Origin of the sequence: Streptomyces sp. NBC_00258, assembly GCF_036182465.1 — a bacterium.
In the GTDB taxonomy this organism is placed as follows: domain Bacteria; phylum Actinomycetota; class Actinomycetes; order Streptomycetales; family Streptomycetaceae; genus Streptomyces.
The window spans coordinates 906,556-925,081 of record NZ_CP108081.1 but is presented as its reverse complement, the minus strand read 5'-3'; the positions used below and the strand labels follow the sequence as shown (position 1 = coordinate 925,081).

Sequence of the window (18,526 nt, the reverse complement as noted above, 5' to 3'; positions counted from 1 at the left end):
GTGGTCCGAACCAGCAGCGGGCCTCCGATCTCCTCCTCCAGGCACAGCAGGTGGCTGGTGACGCTGTGCATGGATAGCCTGCCCGGCGCCGGCCGGCTTGTTCCAGCAGCCGATCCCGTAGGTAGAGGTCACGGCGCGCTGGGAAGGGCTTGGCCCGTACCGCGCGCATGGCCGGGGTGATCCGGCTACTGCCACGGGCGGCGGTGGAGGTGCGCGGGTCGTCCCAGCCCACTTTGCGCAGTTCCCGAGGTGTTCCTCAAGCTGCTGGGCGAACAGTCTGTCGGGGTCGGAGACACCGGAGTGGAAGGGTCTGCCCCGGCCACATAGAGCCAGGCCATCGACGCGACGCATTCGGCGGCGGCTCGCGATGAACGTGCCCGGCGCGAACACCCCGCCGACGGGAGGCGCGTAGGCCGACGAGGAGTGTCAGACCGTAGAGGGCTGACCTAGGGCCTGTCCGGTGAGTCGGCAGGGACCTGTTGTCTGCCTTCTAGGCTGGCGCTATGGACAACGGACTCGCTCACGAGGAAAGCGCCTTCATCAATTTTCGACGCTACGTCCCGGGTCTGATGGAGCACGGGTTTCGGTGGGTCGACATCAAGCAGCTCCGCTTCGCCGCAGAGTCCGTGGACGATAGAGGGCTGCTTGCCGCACTGATTGGGCATGAGCAGTTCCGGGACGACTATGCAGGTGGCGGAGTGTTGCCGGACGGACCCCGCCACGGTCCGTACTGGCTGCGGTTGATCACGCCTGACCTGTACGAGTCCATCAGCCATGAGAAGGCCGTGCAGATCCTGCGGGAGTGGATGGATCCGCTCCGGGACGTGTCCACCGAGCTGGAGGCAGATCTGCAGCGGGAGGTGTTCGCCCGCCTAGCCGCAGCTGATGGCATCTACTACCTCAGCGAGCTCGGTGACGAGGCGATTCATGATTGGGGACGCGTGCACGACTCCTTCCACGAGTTCGTGCTCATCGACCGCCCGGCTGAGCGGATCACGCTCATCGTCGCCGCCGACGACTGAGGTAACCCTCGGGGCTTCCTCTGCGGTGGCTATCAGGAGCGGAGCCACAACCGAATGGCCGCAAGAGTGACCGTGCCGTGGAAGACGTAAGCCCTCTTGTCATAGCGAGTCGCCACGGCTCTGGAGCCCTTGAGCGCATTGAAGCAGCGCTCAACTTCGTTCCTCCTCTTGTAGGTAGTGCCGTCGAAGCCGGTCGGTCGCCCGCCGCGGCTACCGCGCCGTTGGCGGTTAACCTTCTGATTCTTCGGCTCAGGGATGGTGTGCTTGATCTGGCGTCGCCGCAGGTAGCGACGGTTCCGGCGAGAGCTGTACGCCTTATCGCCACACACGTGGTCCGGTCGCGTCCGCGGGTGGCCACCGGCTGGGCGAGGGACACGAACACGATCCATAACCTTGATCAACTGCGGCGCGTCACCCCACTGCCCGGGAGTGATCAGCACAGCCAACGGGCGGCAGCTGCCGTCACTTGCCAGATGAATCTTCGTCGTGAGACCACCCCGTGACCGGCCGAGCGCCTCATCAAGGCGATGCTCGGCCGGACGGCGCCGGCGCCCCAGCAACCGGGGTACGTGGTGATGAGCTCCGGCTGCATGCTGATGGGCGCGGCAGACCGTCGAATCCACGCTCACCACACTCCAGTCGATCCGCCTTTGGACGTCGGCGTCCGCCTGGACCGTCCCCGGGACACGCTTCCATGTGCCATCCGCGGACCACCTGCGATGGCGGTCATAAACCGTCTTCCACTTCCCGAAACGGGTCGGAAGATCTCGCCACGGCAGACCGGTGCGCTGCCGGAACAGAATCCCGTTGATCACGCGCCGATGACACTGCCAACGTCCGCCCCGCCCAACGTTCTTGGGCAGACTCGGTTCGAGTCGAGCCCACTCGTCATCAGAAGGGCCGCCCCGCCCCACACCGGACAGAACGACCGGCCGACGGGCGCGTTACCCGACCCATCGGACAGGCCCTAGGGACAGTCATGTTGCGGGTCAGACGGAGTCGACCACGAGTGCGCTGGCGGTCGCGAAGGTGTGGCGGAAGTCCTTGAGGGGCTTGTAGTCCTCCGAGTGGTAGAAGTCCAGGACGGCCTGCTTGTCCGGGAACTCCAGGATCACTCCGATGCCCGGCCGCTGGCCGGCCTCCAGGACGAAGCACTCGGTGTCACGGGCTATTGGCTTGCCTCCGTAGCGCGAGACCACTTCAAGGGTCCTGGACTCGTAGTCCCGCATCTTCTCGTCGTCCTGGGGGGTGACGCTGATGACCATGTAGGCGCTCACTTGTGGCCCTTTCATAGTTCGTTAGTTCGTAACTACGTGAACTATTGAACAGCAGTGCCCCGGTGAATGCCAACCCTTGAGGGTGCGGGTGCGAGGTGCGGCACAACTGTTGGATTGTTCGCAAATTGGCGTACTATCGGCGTGTGAAAGCGTTGACCCACCCCAGTCGAGCGGACCTGCGCATCGAGTCCGTCCTGGACGCGATGGCCAATCCCACCCGGCTGAGGATCATCGAGCGTCTCGCTCACGGGGAGGAGCTGACGTGCTCGACCACGCTGCCCGACGTGTCCCCGTCGACCGCCAGCCGACACTGGAACGTGCTGCGAGAGGCCGGTGTCCTGCACGCCCGGCGAGAAGGCCGCATCATCCTGCATAGTCTGCGCCGTGAGGACCTGGACGCGCGCTTCCCCGGCCTCCTGGACAGCGTCCTGGCGGCGGTCAGAGATTCGCCGGCCGCGCACGCGGCCGACGGTGGCAACCTCTGACGCGGTCCTATCCCTGCGCGCCGGCCAGAGCGACCACGCGCCGGCGGAACTCGGGCGCTAGCAAAACCCTGGGTGGATCCAGCAGGTTGGCCAACCTCATGAACGAGCGTGCGATGTCGCCGTCCCTCGCCGCGGCGCCCGTGGGTGCCGCGATGGGGTGAGACGGGGAAGGGGCGGGCTGGGGTGGGTGGTTCGAAGGCGTGTCCGTGCGGGTCCACATCGGCGGTGCGCGGGCACGTGCTGGCCGCGAGCGGGGTGTTGAAGGTGGCGAGCGCCGATCAGATCCACCGGCTGATGGCGCCGGGCCATAAGGACAACAAGGCGTTCCGTAACGCGCTGCCGCCCGACCTCAGGCCGCTGCTGTCGGTGGCCGCCTACGACCAGCTGCTGCAATTCCGTCGGCGTCCGGCCGACGGCCAGGCATAGCAGGAAGAGGCACGGTGACCGCCAAGCGCAACCGCGGACTGACCGAACAGGCCGCTGGCACTGCCGTGGACCAGGCATGCCGGATGCTCCGGCTACCTACCATCCGCACCCAGTACCCCGAGCTGGCCGAAGCCGCCGATCGTCCATGGCGGATACAGGGGAGGGGTGGCGCTCACGGACCCGACCGGGTGGGTGGGGAGACCTGTTCACGCGCGATGTCGCCCGGTAGATGCCGGACAGGTCGGGGCCCCGCCCCTCGCGACGGGTTGATCAGTCCTGTGCCACGTTCGCCGCGGTCACATTCTCGATCACGCGGCCGAGTTTGGTCTTGGCCCGGGTCAGGTCCTGGATGCGTGCGGCGATGCGGTCGCGTTCGATGATGAGCTGGTCGAGCATGGCGGGGGTCGCGACGCCGGTGCTCACGCACGGCAGGAGTTCGACGACGGTACGGCTGGAGAGGCCGGCCGCGAAGAGGTCCTGGATGAGCTGGACCCGCTCCAGGGCTTCGTCGGGATAGTCACGCTGCCCACCGGGCGTCCGCGCCGATTCCAGGAGCCGCTGTTCCTCGTAGTAGCGCAGAGCCCGCACGCTGACCCCTGACCGCCTGGCGAGCTGTCCGATGCGCACGACGCAGGTCACTCCCTTCCCGCTCATACCTCACGTTTACGGCAGGTTGAGGCTAGCAATACCGGCTCCGGGGGCAGCCCTGAGGGCCGATCGAACCGTTGCCGGCGCCGAGACTGATCATGACCCGGTGGCGGACCCGAGGGCGTTCACGCGGTTCATGTACGCACGGCAGCCCTCGCGTCGTGCCGGGATCGCCGAGCCCCCCGAGGGCACATGGGTGTCGACCGTGACGGGCGGCGTGATCCCTCGCAGTGGCGCAGGCCCCCACGCTCACCCCGCCCGCTCGGCAACCTCACCCATCCGCTCCTGCCCTCCTCCGGCCGGGCGGCAGTTGCGGCTTGCACCTCACGTCAACGTCAGGTTCTAGAGTGACGAGCGTCGGATGAACACGTCATTCCGGCCCGTCAAAGTAAGGCAGACCATTATGCGCGCAGCCCGGTTCCACGAATACGGCGGAGCGGAGAGCCTGGTGATCGAGCAGGCCCCCGACCCCCACCCCGGACCCGGTGAGATTCGTGTCCGCGTCGCGGCGGCCAGCGTTAATCCCATCGACTGGAAGCTGCGCTCCGGCGCCCTGCACCAGATCTTCCCCCTGGACCTGCCCGACATTCCCGGGCGCGACGGCGCCGGTGTGGTCGACGAGATCGGCGACGGGGTGCAGGGGGTGAGCATCGGCGACCGGGTCTTCGGGCTGGGCGGCGTCACCGGCGCGACCGCGGAGCTGCTCATCCTCTCGGCCTGGGCGCACACCCCCGCCACGTGGAACGACGAGCAGGCCGCGGGCGCCGGTCTCGCGTCCGTGACCGCGATGCGTGGGCTCGACGCGCTCGGCCCCCTCGCGGGGCGCACCCTCCTCATCGAGGGCGCCGCCGGAGGCGTGGGCAGCGCTGCGGTCGAGATCGCCGTGGCGCAAGGTGTCGGCACCGTGATCGGGACAGCCAGCGAACGCAACCACGAGTTCCTCACCTCTCTCGGCGCCGTTCCCACCACCTACGGCCCGGGCCTCGCACAGCGCCTCACCGCCCTCGCTCCGCACGGCGTCGACATCGTGCTCGACACCGCGGCCTCCGGCTCCCTGGACGACCTCGTCGCGATCGCGGGTGACCCGAAGCGCGTCGCGACGGTCGCCGACCACGCGGGCGGGCAGCGCCTGGGCACGCATGTGGCCCACGCGGTGAACGACTCCACTCTCCTGTCCGCGGCGGCGGAACTGGGCGGGCAAGGCCGCTACACACCCCGTATCGAACAGGCCTACCCCCTGGAGCGGATCGCCGACGCCCACGCACACGCCGAGCGCGGACGCACCCGAGGAAAGATCGTGATCTGTATCTGAACAGGCCCACGAGGTAGGTAACTCGCAACGTGCGGGCCTGTACGGTGTTGCGTTTCTTTTGACTTGCACCTAGGGCTGAAGCCCGAGGATTCTGGCCTTCTCGATCGTTGCTGTGCCGCTACGCGGCACGGGGTTCGGTCGGGAATCCGTGGCTTCCTGTTTCTGCGCGCTGCGCCAGATCGAGTTCTGGTCTTACCGGCGCTCCGCAGGCCGATACCGCCAGTCCGGCGGCCGTCTTGACATTGATCGCGGTGTTGATGTCCCGGTCGTGGACGGTGCCGCATGCGGCGCAGGTCCATTCCCTCATGTCGAGGGGTTTGGGCCCGTCTTTGACGCCGCAGTTGGAGCAGACCTGACTCGTCGGCTCGAACCGGCCGATCTTGATCAGGATCCTTCCGTACCGTTGCGCTTTGTATTCCAGCATGTTCACGAATGAGGCCCAGCCGGCGTCGTGGACGGACTTGGCCAGCCTGGTGCGTGCCAGTCCCGTCACCGACAGGTCCTCCACGGCGATCCCTTGGTTCTCGGAGATCAGCTTTGTGGAGAGTTGGTGGTGGAACTCGTGGCGGGCATCGGTGATCTTGACGTGGGCACGGGCGACCTTGAGCCGGGTCTTCTCGCGGTTCTTCGAACCTTTCTGCTTGCGGGACAGTTCCCGCTGGGCCTTCTTCAGCTTTTTCTCCGCTCGGCGCAGAAACCGCGGGGAGTCGATCTTCGTGCCGTCGGACAGAACGGCGAAGTGCGTCAGGCCGAGGTCGATGCCGACAGTGCGGTCGGTGGCGGGCATCTGCTCGGCATCCGCCTGTGGGTCGGTGTCGATGACGAAGGAGGCGAAGTACCGTCCGGCGGAATCCTTGACCACGGTGACCGAGGTGGGGGTGGTGGGCAGCGTGCGGGACCACTTCACCTTCACTGCGCCGATCTTCGGCAGGTTCAGCCGTCCGCTGTCGGTGATCTTCCAGCGGGCGTTGGCGGTGAACCGGATCGACTGGCGGGTGTCCTTGCGCGCCTTGAACCGCGGCGCACCGGTCCTGGGCCCCTTGCGGGTGCCCTTGAGGGAGGCGAAGAAGTTCCTGTAGGCGGTCTCGGCATCGCGCAAGGACTGCTGGAGAACGACCGTCGATCCCTCCCACAGCGTCCTCGGCGGCCTGGACCCGGGACAGCGGCATCGTCCAGGTTCCATCAGCCGACCAGCGGCGATGCCGTTTGTAGACCGTCTCCCACGGCCCGAAACGCTCCGGCAGATTCCGCCGCTGCACACCCGTCCGCACCCGGTAGAGCACCCCGTTGATCACTCGACGGTGATCGCTCCACCTGCCCCACGCGCACCACTAGCAGGTAAGAACGACTCCAGCCGTTCCCACTCCGCATTCGTCAGATCCCCACGGCCCATACACCCAACCTGGCCCCAACACCCCATTCACGTCAGCAGATCCGAGAAACAGTGCCTAGATCTTCCAGGAGCGCAGTTGGTCAGCGACCTCGGGGACCCGCAGGCGGGTATCGCGGATCTTCCGAACGAGATCGGACAGGGCGCCGTACGGCGGGTCGATGCCCTCGCCGGACTGGCTCATGTACTGGGCAGTGACAAACGCGGCATACAGGCCGTTGCGGTAAGGGAGCGGCTCAAGTCGGACGACGGTGTGCATGAGCGCCGCGGCGCGCCATGCGGCGTCCGGGTCTGCGGCCTTTAGGGTGGGCAGCTTGGTCTTGTGCCGGGCGACCGCGGCGACCAGCGCAGAGTAGTCCGCGACGGACATGTCCTCGCCGTTGCCGAGGGCGGCCTCCTGGACGTCGAGAAGCCAGGAGACGTCGATGTGCAGGTGCATCAGGCGGCTGCGGCTCCGCCCGGGCGCTCGGTGGGGGGCACTTCGTCGGGGAAGGCGTCGTCGAACTCCCCGCGCAGCCGGTCAGCCCAGTGCCTCGCACCAGTGACGAACTGGGTGCGCTGCATCTCACGGACACCGAGATCGTGCAGATACTGCTTGAGGCTCTTGCCTTCGGCGGCCGCGGCCGCGCGCACGCCTTCGAGCTCCTCGTCGGTGAACGACACGTTCAGGGATGGCATACACCCGATGGTACCTAGTAGGTGCCTGCCGTGCGAGGGGTTCGGTGCCCAGCGCTCTGTGACTTGACCAGCACCTGTCGATTCCGGTGCTCGCAGATCTATCGTTGACCGTGGACGATTGGGGGTCGTCGGAGTGCGGGACACGCGGCTGGTGCAGACGGCAGCGATCGGGGGCGAGCATACGGACGTGCCCGTCATCCTGCCGACCGAGGCCATTGTGCTGCTACCGCCGTCGACCGCCTGCCACTGGGGACCGAGTCGCGGGAGGGCTACCAGCCCACCTCCTTCAATCACTGGAACGCCGGCACCAACCCCACCGACGGCTGCAACATCCGTGCAGCGGTGCTGATCGCAGAAGCCGTCGACGCCCCCGAGATCGGCCCCGGCTGCCGGCTGACGGGCGGCCAGTGGTGGTCGTACTACGACGCGATGTGGGTGACGGGCGCGTCCGATCTGGACGTCGACCACATGGTGCCGCTCGCGGAGGCCTGGGACAGCGGGGCTTCCGCCTGGACGCCGCAGCGCCGCGAGGCTTACGCCAACGACCAGGATGCCGAGACGTCCCTGGTCGCCGTCACGGCCCGCTCCAACCGCTCCCAGTCCGACCAGGCCCCGGCAGAGTGGATGCCGCCCGCCCCCGACGGCGCGGTTCGCTGCCAGTACGCCTCCGAGTGGGTGGGCGCGAAGCTGCGCTGGGGCCTGGCCGCCGACGACACCGAACTCGCTTCCCTGCGGGACATCGCTCTCGGCTGCCCGCTTGAGTCCGTGACGTACGAGCCCGCCGGATAGCACCGCCCGGCGCTGGCAGAGCGCGGGCCCTGGCTGGACGGGGGAGGCTTCCCAATCGTGTGAAGTCAAGGCGCATCGAGGGAGGGCTGACCAGCTCCTGCAGGCTGGTCTGAAGGCGTGCTTCCCATGGGATTGCTATGAGTTTCCCCAGCTGGCAGGGAGAGGGGGAAAGCCTGTTGCTGGTGGCCGCTGGTCGGGGGGTCCTTTTCAGTGCAACCTCACCATCCGAGCTGTTTTTCGCCCAGGACCTCGCTGCCAATGTGCGTGGCCAGCTTCTGGGCTCGCGGCAGGTCGCCCCAATTGGTCACGTGGACGAAGACGGTGTGATGCTCAGTCCATCGGCCCAACTGGGCCTTGTCGCCGTGGAACACGACCTGGACGCCGTCGTACTGGGCCACTCCGTATTGGTCCGCTTCCGGTTCATCCGGCCACAAGCCGTGCCAGTCGATGGCGGCCACGCCCTGGCCCAGAGCCGCTACGAAGCGTTCCTCCACGCTCCCTCTCGGAACATCCTCCATGACGTTCAGCGGCAGGTGCGGCTCCAGTGAGGCGTCGTCCGCCGTCGTAACATCGAGGGCGAACCAGGCGTTCTCACCCGCCGGGCCGGTGCGCGTGTGCGCGTAGTCGAAGTTCGCCTCAGGCAAGACCGCAGCCATCTGCTGCACGTCCGCGACCGTTCGCAGCTCGGCAAAGAGCCCAACCTCGTCGTCGCATTCTGCCAGCAGCGCGCACAGGCGCTTGGCCTGTGTGTATGCCGCCGACGCGTCGGCGGTCCGGAAAACGGGGTATGCCCTGGAGTTGCCCATGGACGGAACCGTCACACGCCCTCGCAAGCCTCCGCCACCCCGTTTCATCTGATCGCTGCGGTGACTCTTCCGTCAGGGCTCTCTGACGAGTTGGTGCGTGATAGCGGGTGAGGCTCAGGGCCGGGCCGGTGGCATGATCCGATTGTGGCGCTCATGGTCAATCGGGCGGTACTGGCGCATCGGCTGTTCACGGGTCTCTCTCGGCGTCATTTCGCTTGCCTGGTCGAGGAGTTGATGCAGATTCTTGAAAACGGTTCTCATCAGCAGGCGGTCAGCAAGGCCGCGAGGATGGGCACGTCGTGCAGGAAGTTGAACGCCGCCGGGTCCCTGGCGGCCGCACGAAGGGCACGGATACGCGTCTTGGTACCGGTGGGGCCGGTGCTGTCCAGGATGAACAGCAGCCGTGGGAACAGGGGATAGCGCCGCCGTCAGTCCTCCAGTGCCGGTTCCTGGATGGTCGGCCGGCGCCCCGGGACGGTGGGCGCGTAGCCGTGAAGACGGGCGTACGCGGGCAGCTTGGCGGCCAGCCGCTCGAGGCCCATGGTGGCCCGGTCGACTTCCACGAACGCCCGCAGCGTCGGCCCGTTGCCGTCGGCGGGACCGTGCGGGTAACAGGAGGGCGTCGGGGATGACCGCCTTGCTGCTGCCTGTCGGATGGTGGACCTCGGGGATCCAGTCCAGTGGCCGGCACAGGTCGCCGTGGCGGCGGGCGTTCTGGAGGAGAGCGAGCGCGGTCTTGGTCACGGGTAGCGCGTGGCCGGCCTTCAGCCGTACGGCGGTCGGATCGGACACCGTCCTGGAGGGCCGGCGCCCGCGCATCTCGGGCCACTCACCGGCGAGTTGCACGCCGTACCGGGTGGGGATCCACACCCGGGTTCGTCCGGCCCGCGGCAGGGTGATCCGGTCGGCCAGCCCCGCCTCCCGCAGTCGGGCCAGCCGTCGCCTGGTCTGCTCGATGCGCACCCCGGGGGCGATCACCCAGTGCATCTGTTCTGGTGGCCAAGGCCACCGAAGCCGAACGCCACGTCCGGTGATGCGGCACCCGCTCGACACCACCACCCAGCGCAACCTTGTCGCCGATGCCCACCGCGGCGGGCCCACCGCCTTCTGATGCCTCCGAAAATCCCCGGCTCTGCTCGTGGTCCCCAGCCGGTTCGGATTCATGCGGTGCTAGGGCTCAGTGAACGGAGAGCCCGCCATCGACGAAGATCGCCTGCCCGGTGACATAGCCAGATCCGCGGCCGGCCAGGAACACTGCTGCTGCGGCGAAGTCCTCGGCCAGACCGTTGCGCCCGACCATCGTTCGCTCGGCCAGCGCCGTCACCTTCTCCGGGTCGGACGACAACCGCATATTGAGCGGGGTCATGACGAAGCCGGGCACCAGGGTGTTGCAAGTGACGCCGTGGGGCGACCACGCTTCAGCCTGAGAGCGGGCCAGTGACTCCAGCGCCCCCTTTGAGACCCCGTAAGCCCCACTCTGGACAAACGCCCGGTGGGCCTGCTGGGAGGTGATGTGGATGATTCGCCCGAAGCCCCGCTCGGCCATGCCGGGCCCGAACCGCTGGCCCAACAAGTAGGGCGCCTCCAGATTCACCGCCATCGTGGCGTCCCACACGTCCTCGCCCAGCTCGCCCATCGGCGGCCTCAGGTTGATCCCGGCGCTGCTGACGAGGATGTCGGGCTCGCCGAACACGGCGGCTGCCTGCTCCGCCGCCGCGCGCACCCCGTCGCGGGTGCCCAGGTCGGCGCTCACCCAAGCCGCCCGGCAGCCGTCTGCCGTCAACTCCTCGACCGTGGAGGCCAGTTCCGACTCCTTACGTGCCACGATCACCACGCTGGCCCCCGCTCGCGCGAGAGCCCCTGCGATGGCCCGGCCGATGCCGGAACTGCCGCCCGTCACCACGGCGCCCCGGCCATCCAGCGAGAACAGTTCAGAAAGGTAGTTGCGCGAGGTCATTCCCGCACCCTAGACGGCGCGTCCACGGCGACAGCGCCCAGGACGGAACGCATCGGGCGGAAAGACCAACTGAGCGGGTCCGACCATCCCCTGAGCGGCGAACCCCGCACGGTCTCCCACTCCGACATCGGTCTTCATCGCTGGTGGAACACCGAGGACGGTCGCCACCATGGCCACCACATGAACAAAACCGGGTCCTCACGATTGCGGGAGCAGAAGCTCTTGGTCGGGCCGCTGCGGGGGCAGCGGCCGGCCTGGTTAATCGGTTGCGGACCTTCGGGATGGAGTGTCTGATCCCGGCTATGACGATTGTGCTGGGTACGCCGGCTGTCGACGGGGTACGCGAGGCCATGGCCTCGCTGCGGGAGTGGCAGTACGACCAAGCGCCGATGCAGTTGCATTCCGGGGACATCGGCTGGAACTACCGGTTCGGAACGGCCGAGACGGCCGCGGTGGTCCGGACCTGGAGTCGGGACGGGCGGATTCTGGCGGTCGGGATGCTCGACTCGCCGACGCTGGTGCGGATGACGGTGGCTCCGGACGCTTTCCAGGATGAGGACTTGGCGCGGCGGCTTGTGGAGGACTTCTCGCTGCCTGAGCGCGGCGTGCTGCCGGAAGGAGCGGTGTCCATCGAGGCGCCGCTGGGCCTGCTGCTCCACGACCTGCTGAGCAAGGAGGGCTGGGGCGTCGGCGAGCCGTGGACGCCGCTCTTCCGCGACCTTACCGAGCCGGTGGAGGACTCCGGCGTGCGGATCAAGTCGATCGGCCCGGAGCAGGCGCAGGACTTCGCCGACGTCCTGCGGTCGGCGTTCAACACCTCGCGGCCTACGCGCGAGTACTGGTACGCGATGTCGGCGGGACCGTTCTACGCCGACGCCCGCTGCCTGGGCGCCTATGACGACCAGGGCAGCGTGGCGGCGGTGGTGACGGTGTGGTCGGCCGGCCCAGGGAAGCCAGGGCTGGTCGAGCCGATGGGCGTCCACGAGGACCACCGTGGTCGCGGCTACGGCCGGGCGATCACCGTGGCCGGGGCGGCCGCGCTGCGGGAGATGGGCTCGTCGAGCGTACGTGTATGCACGCCGAGTTCCAACGTCGGCGGCGTCGCCACGTACAAGGCGGCCGGGTTCGAGGTGCGGCCGGAGGTGCGGGACCGGATCCGGACGGCCTGACGCCGGGGCTGCTCGGTAAGGCGGCAGTCTGGGGCGTAGATCGTCTGGTAGGTGCGGGTTTTGCGTTTTCTCGCTCCGCCGTCTCGGGTTGTGCTCGTACGCTCCGGCGCATGGTGGACCCCGAGGTGCATGAGCGGATCACCGCGCGCCGCGCGGAGTTGGATGAACTCGAAGAGCAGCTGGTCAAGCAGCTGTCCGAGGTGCGGGCCGAGCAGGACGAGCTGGCCGTGGCGGTGTGGGTGTGGCAGCGGATGATCGAGCAGCTCGCTGACGAGCGGGCAACGGCCGGGGCGCCGGTGGTGCAGGTGGCGGGTCGGGCGGTGCGGTTGGTCCCGGACCGGGCGCGGAGCTGGAGTGCGCGGGGCGGGTTTTCCGAGCCTCGCGCCGTGCGACGTTCTCACCCGCCCACCAGTACAGGACGTGGGGGCAGTCCGGGCGGCACCATCCAGATGAGCTGGCCGTGTTGTGGCCGTTCGGCCGGCGGACGGTCCAGCCGGGTCGGTGGGTGGATGTTGTCGGCCCGGACGCCGTCGGCGTCCTGGGTGACGTCGAAGCGCACCCGGTGGCCCGCGACCAGCACGCGGTCGGCGTCACCGTGCACCGCCGACCGGTGGGCGACAGCCTCCCGGCCGTCGCCGTCCTGAGTGATGGCACCCACGCCCCGTTCGGGATCGAACCACTTCACCACGCCGCTCGGCACAGGCACCCCCAGCTCTTGGCGCCACCGGATGGGAGCCCTCAGCATCTGCCCGCGCATGATCGCCGACAACCGGCGCGGGTCTGGGAGCGCGAGGCAGACACCCCGCGCCCGGCCCGGCTTCACCACCCCAGCGAGCGCGCTGGCCGCCGGCTTTCCGGCCGTGCTCAGGACTGCGGGAAAGCCGTCACCGTAGACGGCGGCACGGAAGGGTACTGGCACGTCGGGCACAGCTCGTGACGGCCCTGCGGTGTCACGACGGTGCCCCGTTCATGGCACGCCTCGCAGCCGCGGGCCAGACGCAGGTCCGGGTGCGGGGTCCCGCACTTGTGGGGCAAACGACCGGCACACTCAGCGACAGGGCCGGGCTACTGTGCCCGTCGTACGGGGCTGACACCGGCCATGGCGGTCGTGCATGACCTCACCCCCAGGGCGACCCTCGCCTGATGCGGCGTCAACTTGAGACGGTGCACGACTGACAAAGTTTCCTGCACGGACGACAAAGTCCAAAGCCCACGATGATCCTAAGGTTCCTGGGCGAGGTCAGAAAATACCTGTTCAGCAGGCGTGGACGCGCATAGATCAGACTCCATATTGAAAGGAACCAATAGGCATGCGCAAGACGGGTAAAAGTAAGGCACTTCTCGCGACAGGGACCATGATGGCGGCCCTACTGGGAGGAGTGATCACCGCTTCCCCAGCCAACGCAGCAGCCCCGGTGTTCGCCAGCGGGCCCGCTGCGGCCGCGGCGATCCACCCGTGCGGCGAGACGACGATCAGGACGCGCAGCGCCCTCACTTTGATCATCGTCCCCAGGATTCGGGGCTCGATCTCGACCTGCTACGCGCGGCAGGGCATGAGCGGCGACTATGTCTACGCCCTGCAGGTAAACATCCTCGTCTGCTACGCAGGGACGCCCGCCGCAACCTATATCAAGAACAGCGGCGGCGCTGACGGCGTCTACGGCGCCGGCACCCGAGATGCCTTCAAGTGGATCCAGAGAAACGTGTGGGGCCTCACTGGGAGCAACGTCGACGGCGTCTACGGCCCCTACGCCCGCGACCACATGCTCTTTGCGCTGTGGTGGCACACGAACACCGTCCCCACCACCACCAACGGCAGGTGCTCCAGATACGACGTGTGATACGCCTCCCGCGTACCGCGACGGCTTCGGTACCTCCCCGGACCCGGTTCAGGCGGAGTGCTCGGCAATTGGCGTGGCTGAACAGGCCATCGGTCAGCCCTTAGAACCCTCTGCGAAGCCACTGCGAGCAGAGGGCTCAGCGCGCACCAAGCCCTCCATCGGAGCACGTGTATGAGGTCAACGGAGGTTCAAAGATAGGTTCTCAGAGGTTGCTTTCATCTGCAGTGAGGTGTTATCTCCGGTATTGCACTCACTGATGATCTGGTGCGGGTGGGGCAGCCGGGCTGGAGCTGCTTGCAGAGTCAGGTGATGTGACGTCTGGGGCAGGAGTCGGCCTGGGCCTGTCTCATTCCAGGACGCCCGTATCTGTTCCGTGCTTCAGCCGGGCAGAACACGCGCCTGGGCGCACGCCCCCGACCGGCGGTACGTCCGTGTCATGTCCGACCGTCGCGCGTATCCGAGTGATCTGTCCGATGCCCGCTGGGAGTTGATGGAACCGGTGCTGTCCGCGTGGCGCTCTGAGCGCCGCGGCCGGGCCCTGGGATTCGGCCGGCCGCCCGAACACGACCTGCGCGAGATCATGAACGCGATCTTGTACGTGGACCGCACGGGAGTGCAGTGGCGCTATCTGCCGCATGATTTCCCGCATTGGAACACGGTCTACGGCTACTTCGCCAAGTGGCAGTCGGACGGCATCTTTGCCCAGCTCAACGGCCTACTGCGGGAGTTGGTGCGCCAGCAGGAGGGGCGGAACGCGAAGCCGTCGGCGTGCGTGATCGACGCGCAGAGCGTGAAGACCTCCACCAGCGTCCCCGCCACGAGTCAGGGCACCGACAACGCCAAGAAGATCGTGGGCAGGAAGCGCAGCATCGTGACCGACACGCTCGGCCTCCTGCTCGCGGTGCTGGTCACCGCGGCCGGCGTCCAGGACTCCGTGGCCGGCACCCAACTGCTCGACCAGATCGCCGCCGCTCAGCCCGGCATCCGCAAGGCCTGGGTCGACGGCGGCTACCGCAAGCACTTCGTCGAGCACGCCGCCACCCTCGGCATCGACATGGAAATCACCACCCGCACCCCCGGGACCAGGGGGTTCACCCCGATCCCGAAGCGCTGGGCAGTCGAGCGAACGTACGGCTGGCTGATGCTCCACCGCCGCCTGGCCCGCGACTACGAGACCCTCCCGGCCCGCTCCGAGGCCATGATCCACCTGGCCATGTCCGACCTGATGGCCCGCCGCCTCACCGGCGAGGCAACCGTCTCCTGGCGCGGCCCGACATCACCGGATCAAGGTCGCATCCAGGTATGAAACAACGGGAGAGAACGACCTCTGAGAGAGCCGTTTTCAGCGTTGCCTCTCCAGGGTGAGGACGGCTTTGGTGATGACGCTCATGCGGTTGGGGCTGATGCGGGATCTGCGGAAGATCTGCCAGGACTTCAGCCGTGCCATGCCTCGTTCGACGGGTGCCCGGGCGGTGTGCAACTGATGATCACCGGTTACGCCTGGGCCGTGGTCTTCTGCTTGGGGCGTTCGTAGGGGGTCTGGCCGCCGAGGCCGCAGTGTGGGCGATGGTAGTTGTAGTAGTCCTCCCCACTTGCGCAGCTTGTCGTTGAAGGCCTCGGCGTCGTCGATGATGACGTCGTCGAGGAGTCGGTAGAACTCCTCGGCGTCGATGCGGTGGGAGCGTTCGACTTTGCCGATCAAGCGTGGTGTGCGGGGCTTGATGTAGGTGTGGGCGATGCCGTTGTCGGTCTGGATGACCTCGACCTGGAACGGCAGGCGCTGGATGACGTAGTCGAGGAACTGGATCGCGGTCGCCCGGTTCGGCGTGGGGTAGATCCGCAGGACGCGCAGGCGGGTGCAGTCGTCGATCGCGGTGAACTGGAAGTACTTGTTGCGCCCGCCGCGGCGGCCCTGCGGCATCGAGGCGAGGGGCTCGATGAACTTGACGTCGATCTGGACGCGGTGGCCGGGCAGTTGTTTCTCGTAGCGCTGGGAGGTCGGCAGGCGGCCCATGTTCAGGCGGTTGAGGATGCGCCAGACGCCGGATTTGCTGATGGTGACGTCGTGGTACCGCTTGAGGTACATGGCGATCTTCTCGGGGCCGAAGTGGTGGCTCTGCCGAAGGTAGATGATCTTCCCGACGACCTCGACGTGTGTCGCGTTGGGGCTGTGCTTGGGGGCCTTGGAGCGGGTGCGCAGGCCCTCGGCTCCCTTGGCCTGGTAGCGGCGGTACCAGGTGTAGTACGCCTGCCGGCTGATCCCGAAATAGCGGCAGGACATGGCGACGTTCCCGGTGACGTCTTCGACGTGACGTATGACCGCCAGCCGCCGCTTGGCCTCACGGTCAAGCGGCGGGGTGACGTTGGGTTTCGACATGTGGATCTCCGTAGTGATCAGAGACCCAGGTGTCAACCATGATCGGTAGTTTTAGACATGTATGACTAGATCTTGGGGATCTGAGAACGGACATCTCGTGGTCTTGAAGCACTCTCCGCCGGAGTTCAAGGCGGACGTGGTCGCGCTGGACCAGTCCCGCCTGGGAGTGACGGTCAGGTCGGTTGCCGCCGATCGGGGAGTCAACCCGGAGACGCTACCCCACTGGGTGCGGGCGGCCGGAGCGAACGCGCTCCGGACGAGGGGCAATTCTGGTCCGTTGATTGCCCTGGAGTTCGAGGCTGGGCCACAGGGCCCGAGCGTCAGGAGTGCCGGTCGCCTCCGCCGGGGGTGAGGGCCGGTTGGGGGTCTGCCTGCTGGAGTTCGGCGAGCAACTCGCTCTGGCCAGTGATCAATTCGGTCAGGATCCGGCGGGCTGCGCGCAGGAGCTCGGCCACATCACCGCCGGCAAGGGCGTAGCTGACGGTAGAGCCTTCCCGGATGGACACCACGATCCCAGAGCGGCGCAGTACGGCCAATTGCTGGGAGAGACTGGACGGTTCGATCTCGATCTCGCTGAGCAGGTCGCGTACGGAGACGGGCCCATATTGCAGCAGCTCCAGGACCCGGATGCGTACCGGGTGTCCGAGCATCCGGAAGAACTCGGCCTTGGCCTGGTAGAGGGGGACCTGCATGGTCAATCGCTCCCTGCCGCACTCGACGGGCTGCATCCGGCGCGGCGGCCCTGTACGTACCACCGCGGGGGGTCTTGCTGACCGATCCTGGTGCATCCGGCCCCGCACGCCCATGGGATTGATCTGATCTCAATGTGCCGAGTTGAAGAAGTCTTCAAGTCGTGGGCGTGCGGGGCCATGGAACACGCGTTCTTCTATACGTCCAGTTGGGTCTCGATGGTCTTGAGCTGGTGGCGGGCCATTGCGAGGTTGGATTTCTTCTTGTCGAGTACGAGGTAGAGGAACAAGCCGTTGCCGCCACGGCCCTTGAGCGGGCGGAGGATGTGGTACTGGCTGACGAGTGTGATCAGGATGTCCTCGATCTCACCCTTGAGTCCGAGGTGTTCCATGGTGCGGGTCTTGGCTCGGATCACATCCGTGTTGCCCGCCGCCGCAACAGTCAGGTCGAGGTCCTTGCTGCCCCCCAGAGTGCCCAGCGCCATGCCACTGGTGTAGTCGACCAGAGCAGTTCCTAACGCGCCCTCGATCGAAGCCATGATCTCCTTCAGACAAATCTCGACATTGCTCATACCGACGTCTCCTCCGTGTCACTGCGAGGCTCGGGCGTCGCCCCCTCACCGATGCCCGGACCCTACGTAAAACCTGCGGCTCGCAGCCCTGTTGTTCCGGTACTGGCCGAGGGAGCCCCAACAAAGTCGGATGATGCGATATCTGCGATCGCACATGCTCGGCGCGCGACTGCCGTACGGCAGAGGCCGAGGCAGACGGCGAAGGTCACGAACCCTGCTACGCCGCCACCAGTACCAGGCTCGGCACCAGGCCTCCGTTATCCCGTACGCACCCTGCCGCGCCTTCGAGCAGTTCTCGCGCATCGGCTGCTCGCGGGGAACTCCGGGTGGGGCAGTGGCGGGGCGGGTTCACCGCGATCGGTCGCGTCTCGGGCTTTGTCGGCCGGTCGGGTTACGGGGTGCTGCCCATCTCCGCGGTGAAGATCTCGGGGTCGCTGTCGAATCCCCGGACCATCTTGTGAAACTCCCATGCCGCAGAGGCGTCCCGGGTGAACTCCGCGACCGTTGTGGCGGTGCATCCGGAGACCTGCGCGAAGTCGTCCTTGAGGAGTTCCTTGTAGCCCTCGGCGACGAGCACTCCGGCGTTCGACAGGTCACCGAAGGTTTTGGGGCCGCTGTTCTGGTGGATTGCCACGCCCACGACCACCCGTGCGTAGGAGGGGGCGAGGCGATCGAGCTCCAGGGTCATCACTTCGACGTAGCCGAAGCCCTGGCCGGTCTGGCTGTGCCGGCTCATGTTGATGGTGCCGTCCGGTGAGCGGCTGTCGAAGTGGACGATGTACACCGGTCTCCCGTACGGGGCGTCCGCCGAGTAGGTCGCGGCGATGATGTCGAGATGGTGGGGTGGCTGGTTCCAGGGACTCGGATCCCACTTGAGCCGTACCTCGGCCTTCCGCACGCCCTGGTTGCCGCTGCTCACCGGATTGCTGCCTCTCGCGTATTGAGTCGTCAAAGGGATGGTCCCCGCATGGCTACAGTAAGTATGGCTCTCGGGCATCCTGTTGAAGCTTCGTGCGGCAACTCGCGTATGGGCTCGAGGTACGTACGCGCTTGGGTCGGCGCAGGGGGTTGAGGCGTATGGCGACCTG

22 protein-coding genes and 5 pseudogenes are annotated in these 18,526 nt (G+C 67.1%); 10 read left to right on the top strand and 17 right to left on the bottom strand.

All coding sequences use genetic code 11. The features are described from left to right. Window positions 1-503: 503 nt before the first annotated feature. A complete protein-coding gene (locus tag OG718_RS04390; RefSeq protein WP_143644292.1) occupies window positions 504-1,022 on the top strand; it encodes a hypothetical protein in 519 nt (172 codons plus the stop codon). A 32-nt stretch (window positions 1,023-1,054) separates the two neighbouring features. Here OG718_RS04390 and OG718_RS04385 read toward each other — a convergent pair whose 3' ends face one another. Together OG718_RS04385 and OG718_RS04380 are read right to left on the bottom strand one after the other, a co-directional pair. Then, entirely contained in the window at window positions 1,055-1,936 is an 882-nt protein-coding gene (locus OG718_RS04385; protein ID WP_328843317.1) for an IS5 family transposase, read from the bottom strand. A 75-nt stretch (window positions 1,937-2,011) separates the two neighbouring features. Continuing rightward, window positions 2,012-2,299, bottom strand: coding sequence for a DUF1330 domain-containing protein (locus OG718_RS04380; RefSeq protein WP_143644294.1), 288 nt, complete (start codon window positions 2,297-2,299; stop codon window positions 2,012-2,014). Window positions 2,300-2,442: 143 nt separating this feature from the next. Here OG718_RS04380 and OG718_RS04375 point away from each other — a divergent pair, with 143 nt between their 5' ends. From OG718_RS04375 to OG718_RS54340, 3 genes and pseudogenes are all read left to right on the top strand, one after another. After that, complete coding sequence (locus OG718_RS04375; RefSeq protein WP_328843316.1) at window positions 2,443-2,784, top strand: ArsR/SmtB family transcription factor; 342 nt, start codon at window positions 2,443-2,445, stop codon at window positions 2,782-2,784. A 237-nt stretch (window positions 2,785-3,021) separates the two neighbouring features. Beyond that, entirely contained in the window at window positions 3,022-3,210 is a 189-nt protein-coding gene (locus OG718_RS04370; RefSeq protein ID WP_328843315.1) for a hypothetical protein, read from the top strand. Window positions 3,211-3,224: 14 nt separating this feature from the next. Then, window positions 3,225-3,353, top strand: a pseudogene (locus OG718_RS54340) (IS21-like element helper ATPase IstB); the annotation flags it as partial. 127 nt (window positions 3,354-3,480) lie between these two features. On the opposite strand, the gene OG718_RS04365 reads toward OG718_RS54340, so the two are convergent. Beyond that, a complete protein-coding gene (locus tag OG718_RS04365) occupies window positions 3,481-3,837 on the bottom strand; it encodes a MerR family transcriptional regulator (protein WP_097289521.1) in 357 nt (118 codons plus the stop codon). Between the two features lie 424 nt (window positions 3,838-4,261). On the opposite strand from OG718_RS04365, the gene OG718_RS04360 reads away from it, so the two are divergent. Then, complete coding sequence (locus tag OG718_RS04360; protein ID WP_328843314.1) at window positions 4,262-5,170, top strand: NADP-dependent oxidoreductase; 909 nt, start codon at window positions 4,262-4,264, stop codon at window positions 5,168-5,170. Between the two features lie 118 nt (window positions 5,171-5,288). Here OG718_RS04360 and OG718_RS04355 read toward each other — a convergent pair whose 3' ends face one another. The 4 genes and pseudogenes from OG718_RS04355 to OG718_RS04340 form a co-directional block, all read right to left on the bottom strand. Next, the gene (locus OG718_RS04355) at window positions 5,289-6,269 is read right to left on the bottom strand and encodes an RNA-guided endonuclease InsQ/TnpB family protein (RefSeq protein ID WP_328843313.1); all 981 of its coding nucleotides are present in this window, start codon (window positions 6,267-6,269) and stop codon (window positions 5,289-5,291) included. A 19-nt stretch (window positions 6,270-6,288) separates the two neighbouring features. Further along, a pseudogene (locus OG718_RS04350) lies at window positions 6,289-6,563 on the bottom strand (transposase); the annotation flags it as partial. Between the two features lie 55 nt (window positions 6,564-6,618). Next, complete coding sequence (locus OG718_RS04345; protein ID WP_328843312.1) at window positions 6,619-6,999, bottom strand: toxin Doc; 381 nt, start codon at window positions 6,997-6,999, stop codon at window positions 6,619-6,621. Next, a complete protein-coding gene (locus OG718_RS04340) occupies window positions 6,999-7,238 on the bottom strand; it encodes a hypothetical protein (RefSeq protein ID WP_186001558.1) in 240 nt (79 codons plus the stop codon). Before OG718_RS04340 ends, OG718_RS04345 begins: the two co-directional genes overlap by 1 nt. Before the next feature lie 117 nt (window positions 7,239-7,355). Here OG718_RS04340 and OG718_RS04335 point away from each other — a divergent pair, with 117 nt between their 5' ends. Then, complete coding sequence (locus OG718_RS04335) at window positions 7,356-8,027, top strand: HNH endonuclease family protein (RefSeq protein WP_328847682.1); 672 nt, start codon at window positions 7,356-7,358, stop codon at window positions 8,025-8,027. A gap of 218 nt (window positions 8,028-8,245) precedes the next feature. Here the strand turns inward: OG718_RS04335 and OG718_RS04330 are convergent, their stop codons facing one another. The 4 genes and pseudogenes from OG718_RS04330 to OG718_RS04315 all read right to left on the bottom strand — a co-directional run bounded on the left by OG718_RS04330 (window position 8,246) and on the right by OG718_RS04315 (window position 10,790). Beyond that, a complete protein-coding gene (locus OG718_RS04330; protein WP_328843311.1) occupies window positions 8,246-8,833 on the bottom strand; it encodes a hypothetical protein in 588 nt (195 codons plus the stop codon). Window positions 8,834-9,261: 428 nt separating this feature from the next. Continuing rightward, window positions 9,262-9,396: a hypothetical protein gene (locus tag OG718_RS04325; RefSeq protein WP_328848008.1), complete on the bottom strand. Its 135-nt coding sequence runs from the start codon at window positions 9,394-9,396 to the stop codon at window positions 9,262-9,264. 109 nt (window positions 9,397-9,505) lie between these two features. Further along, a pseudogene (locus tag OG718_RS04320) lies at window positions 9,506-9,820 on the bottom strand (replication-relaxation family protein); the annotation flags it as partial. Window positions 9,821-10,010: 190 nt separating this feature from the next. Beyond that, entirely contained in the window at window positions 10,011-10,790 is a 780-nt protein-coding gene (locus tag OG718_RS04315; protein WP_328843310.1) for an SDR family NAD(P)-dependent oxidoreductase, read from the bottom strand. Between the two features lie 302 nt (window positions 10,791-11,092). Between OG718_RS04315 and OG718_RS04310 the strand changes: the two genes are divergently transcribed. Then, window positions 11,093-11,959, top strand: a complete 867-nt coding sequence (locus tag OG718_RS04310; protein ID WP_328843309.1) for a GNAT family N-acetyltransferase — start codon at window positions 11,093-11,095, stop codon at window positions 11,957-11,959. Window positions 11,960-12,356: 397 nt separating this feature from the next. Here OG718_RS04310 and OG718_RS04305 read toward each other — a convergent pair whose 3' ends face one another. Beyond that, window positions 12,357-12,878 carry a cold-shock protein gene (locus OG718_RS04305; protein ID WP_328843308.1) on the bottom strand — a complete coding sequence of 174 codons (522 nt, stop codon included), beginning with the start codon at window positions 12,876-12,878 and terminating at the stop codon, window positions 12,357-12,359. A 391-nt stretch (window positions 12,879-13,269) separates the two neighbouring features. Here OG718_RS04305 and OG718_RS04300 point away from each other — a divergent pair, with 391 nt between their 5' ends. Continuing rightward, window positions 13,270-13,800 carry a peptidoglycan-binding domain-containing protein gene (locus OG718_RS04300; RefSeq protein ID WP_143644300.1) on the top strand — a complete coding sequence of 177 codons (531 nt, stop codon included), beginning with the start codon at window positions 13,270-13,272 and terminating at the stop codon, window positions 13,798-13,800. A 436-nt stretch (window positions 13,801-14,236) separates the two neighbouring features. Then, window positions 14,237-15,106 carry an IS5 family transposase gene (locus tag OG718_RS04295; protein ID WP_328843307.1) on the top strand — a complete coding sequence of 290 codons (870 nt, stop codon included), beginning with the start codon at window positions 14,237-14,239 and terminating at the stop codon, window positions 15,104-15,106. Window positions 15,107-15,142: 36 nt separating this feature from the next. Here the strand turns inward: OG718_RS04295 and OG718_RS04290 are convergent. Beyond that, window positions 15,143-15,280, bottom strand: a pseudogene (locus OG718_RS04290) (IS5/IS1182 family transposase); the annotation flags it as partial. A 14-nt stretch (window positions 15,281-15,294) separates the two neighbouring features. Beyond that, window positions 15,295-16,177: pseudogene (locus OG718_RS54335) on the bottom strand (helix-turn-helix domain-containing protein). A gap of 61 nt (window positions 16,178-16,238) precedes the next feature. Here OG718_RS54335 and OG718_RS54330 point away from each other — a divergent pair. Further along, window positions 16,239-16,529 carry a transposase gene (locus OG718_RS54330; protein WP_443054892.1) on the top strand — a complete coding sequence of 97 codons (291 nt, stop codon included), beginning with the start codon at window positions 16,239-16,241 and terminating at the stop codon, window positions 16,527-16,529. Here the strand turns inward: OG718_RS54330 and OG718_RS04280 are convergent. The 3 genes from OG718_RS04280 to OG718_RS04270 form a co-directional block, all read right to left on the bottom strand. Next, window positions 16,498-16,869, bottom strand: a complete 372-nt coding sequence (locus tag OG718_RS04280) for an ArsR/SmtB family transcription factor (RefSeq protein WP_143645022.1) — start codon at window positions 16,867-16,869, stop codon at window positions 16,498-16,500. The genes OG718_RS54330 and OG718_RS04280 overlap by 32 nt on opposite strands. A 194-nt stretch (window positions 16,870-17,063) precedes the next feature. Next, entirely contained in the window at window positions 17,064-17,438 is a 375-nt protein-coding gene (locus OG718_RS04275; RefSeq protein ID WP_143645021.1) for a hypothetical protein, read from the bottom strand. Between the two features lie 391 nt (window positions 17,439-17,829). Next, on the bottom strand, window positions 17,830-18,357 hold the full coding sequence (locus OG718_RS04270; RefSeq protein WP_328843306.1) for a TerD family protein: 528 nt from the start codon (window positions 18,355-18,357) through the stop codon (window positions 17,830-17,832). Window positions 18,358-18,526 lie beyond the last annotated feature (169 nt).

What these genes read in the sequence shown, in the direction of transcription:
- OG718_RS04275 (WP_143645021.1), bottom strand. Translation starts at nt 17,438, where the DNA reads ATGAGCAATGTCGAGATTTGTCTGAAGGAGATCATGGCTTCGATCGAG.
- OG718_RS04280 (WP_143645022.1), bottom strand. Translation starts at nt 16,869, where the DNA reads ATGCAGGTCCCCCTCTACCAGGCCAAGGCCGAGTTCTTCCGGATGCTC.
- OG718_RS04360 (WP_328843314.1), top strand. Translation starts at nt 4,262, where the DNA reads ATGCGCGCAGCCCGGTTCCACGAATACGGCGGAGCGGAGAGCCTGGTG.
- OG718_RS54330 (WP_443054892.1), top strand. Translation starts at nt 16,239, where the DNA reads ATGACTAGATCTTGGGGATCTGAGAACGGACATCTCGTGGTCTTGAAG.
- OG718_RS04315 (WP_328843310.1), bottom strand. Translation starts at nt 10,790, where the DNA reads ATGACCTCGCGCAACTACCTTTCTGAACTGTTCTCGCTGGATGGCCGG.
- OG718_RS04345 (WP_328843312.1), bottom strand. Translation starts at nt 6,999, where the DNA reads ATGCACCTGCACATCGACGTCTCCTGGCTTCTCGACGTCCAGGAGGCC.
- OG718_RS04310 (WP_328843309.1), top strand. Translation starts at nt 11,093, where the DNA reads ATGACGATTGTGCTGGGTACGCCGGCTGTCGACGGGGTACGCGAGGCC.
- OG718_RS04340 (WP_186001558.1), bottom strand. Translation starts at nt 7,238, where the DNA reads ATGCCATCCCTGAACGTGTCGTTCACCGACGAGGAGCTCGAAGGCGTG.
- OG718_RS04330 (WP_328843311.1), bottom strand. Translation starts at nt 8,833, where the DNA reads ATGGGCAACTCCAGGGCATACCCCGTTTTCCGGACCGCCGACGCGTCG.
- OG718_RS04300 (WP_143644300.1), top strand. Translation starts at nt 13,270, where the DNA reads ATGCGCAAGACGGGTAAAAGTAAGGCACTTCTCGCGACAGGGACCATG.
- OG718_RS04295 (WP_328843307.1), top strand. Translation starts at nt 14,237, where the DNA reads ATGTCCGACCGTCGCGCGTATCCGAGTGATCTGTCCGATGCCCGCTGG.
- OG718_RS04390 (WP_143644292.1), top strand. Translation starts at nt 504, where the DNA reads ATGGACAACGGACTCGCTCACGAGGAAAGCGCCTTCATCAATTTTCGA.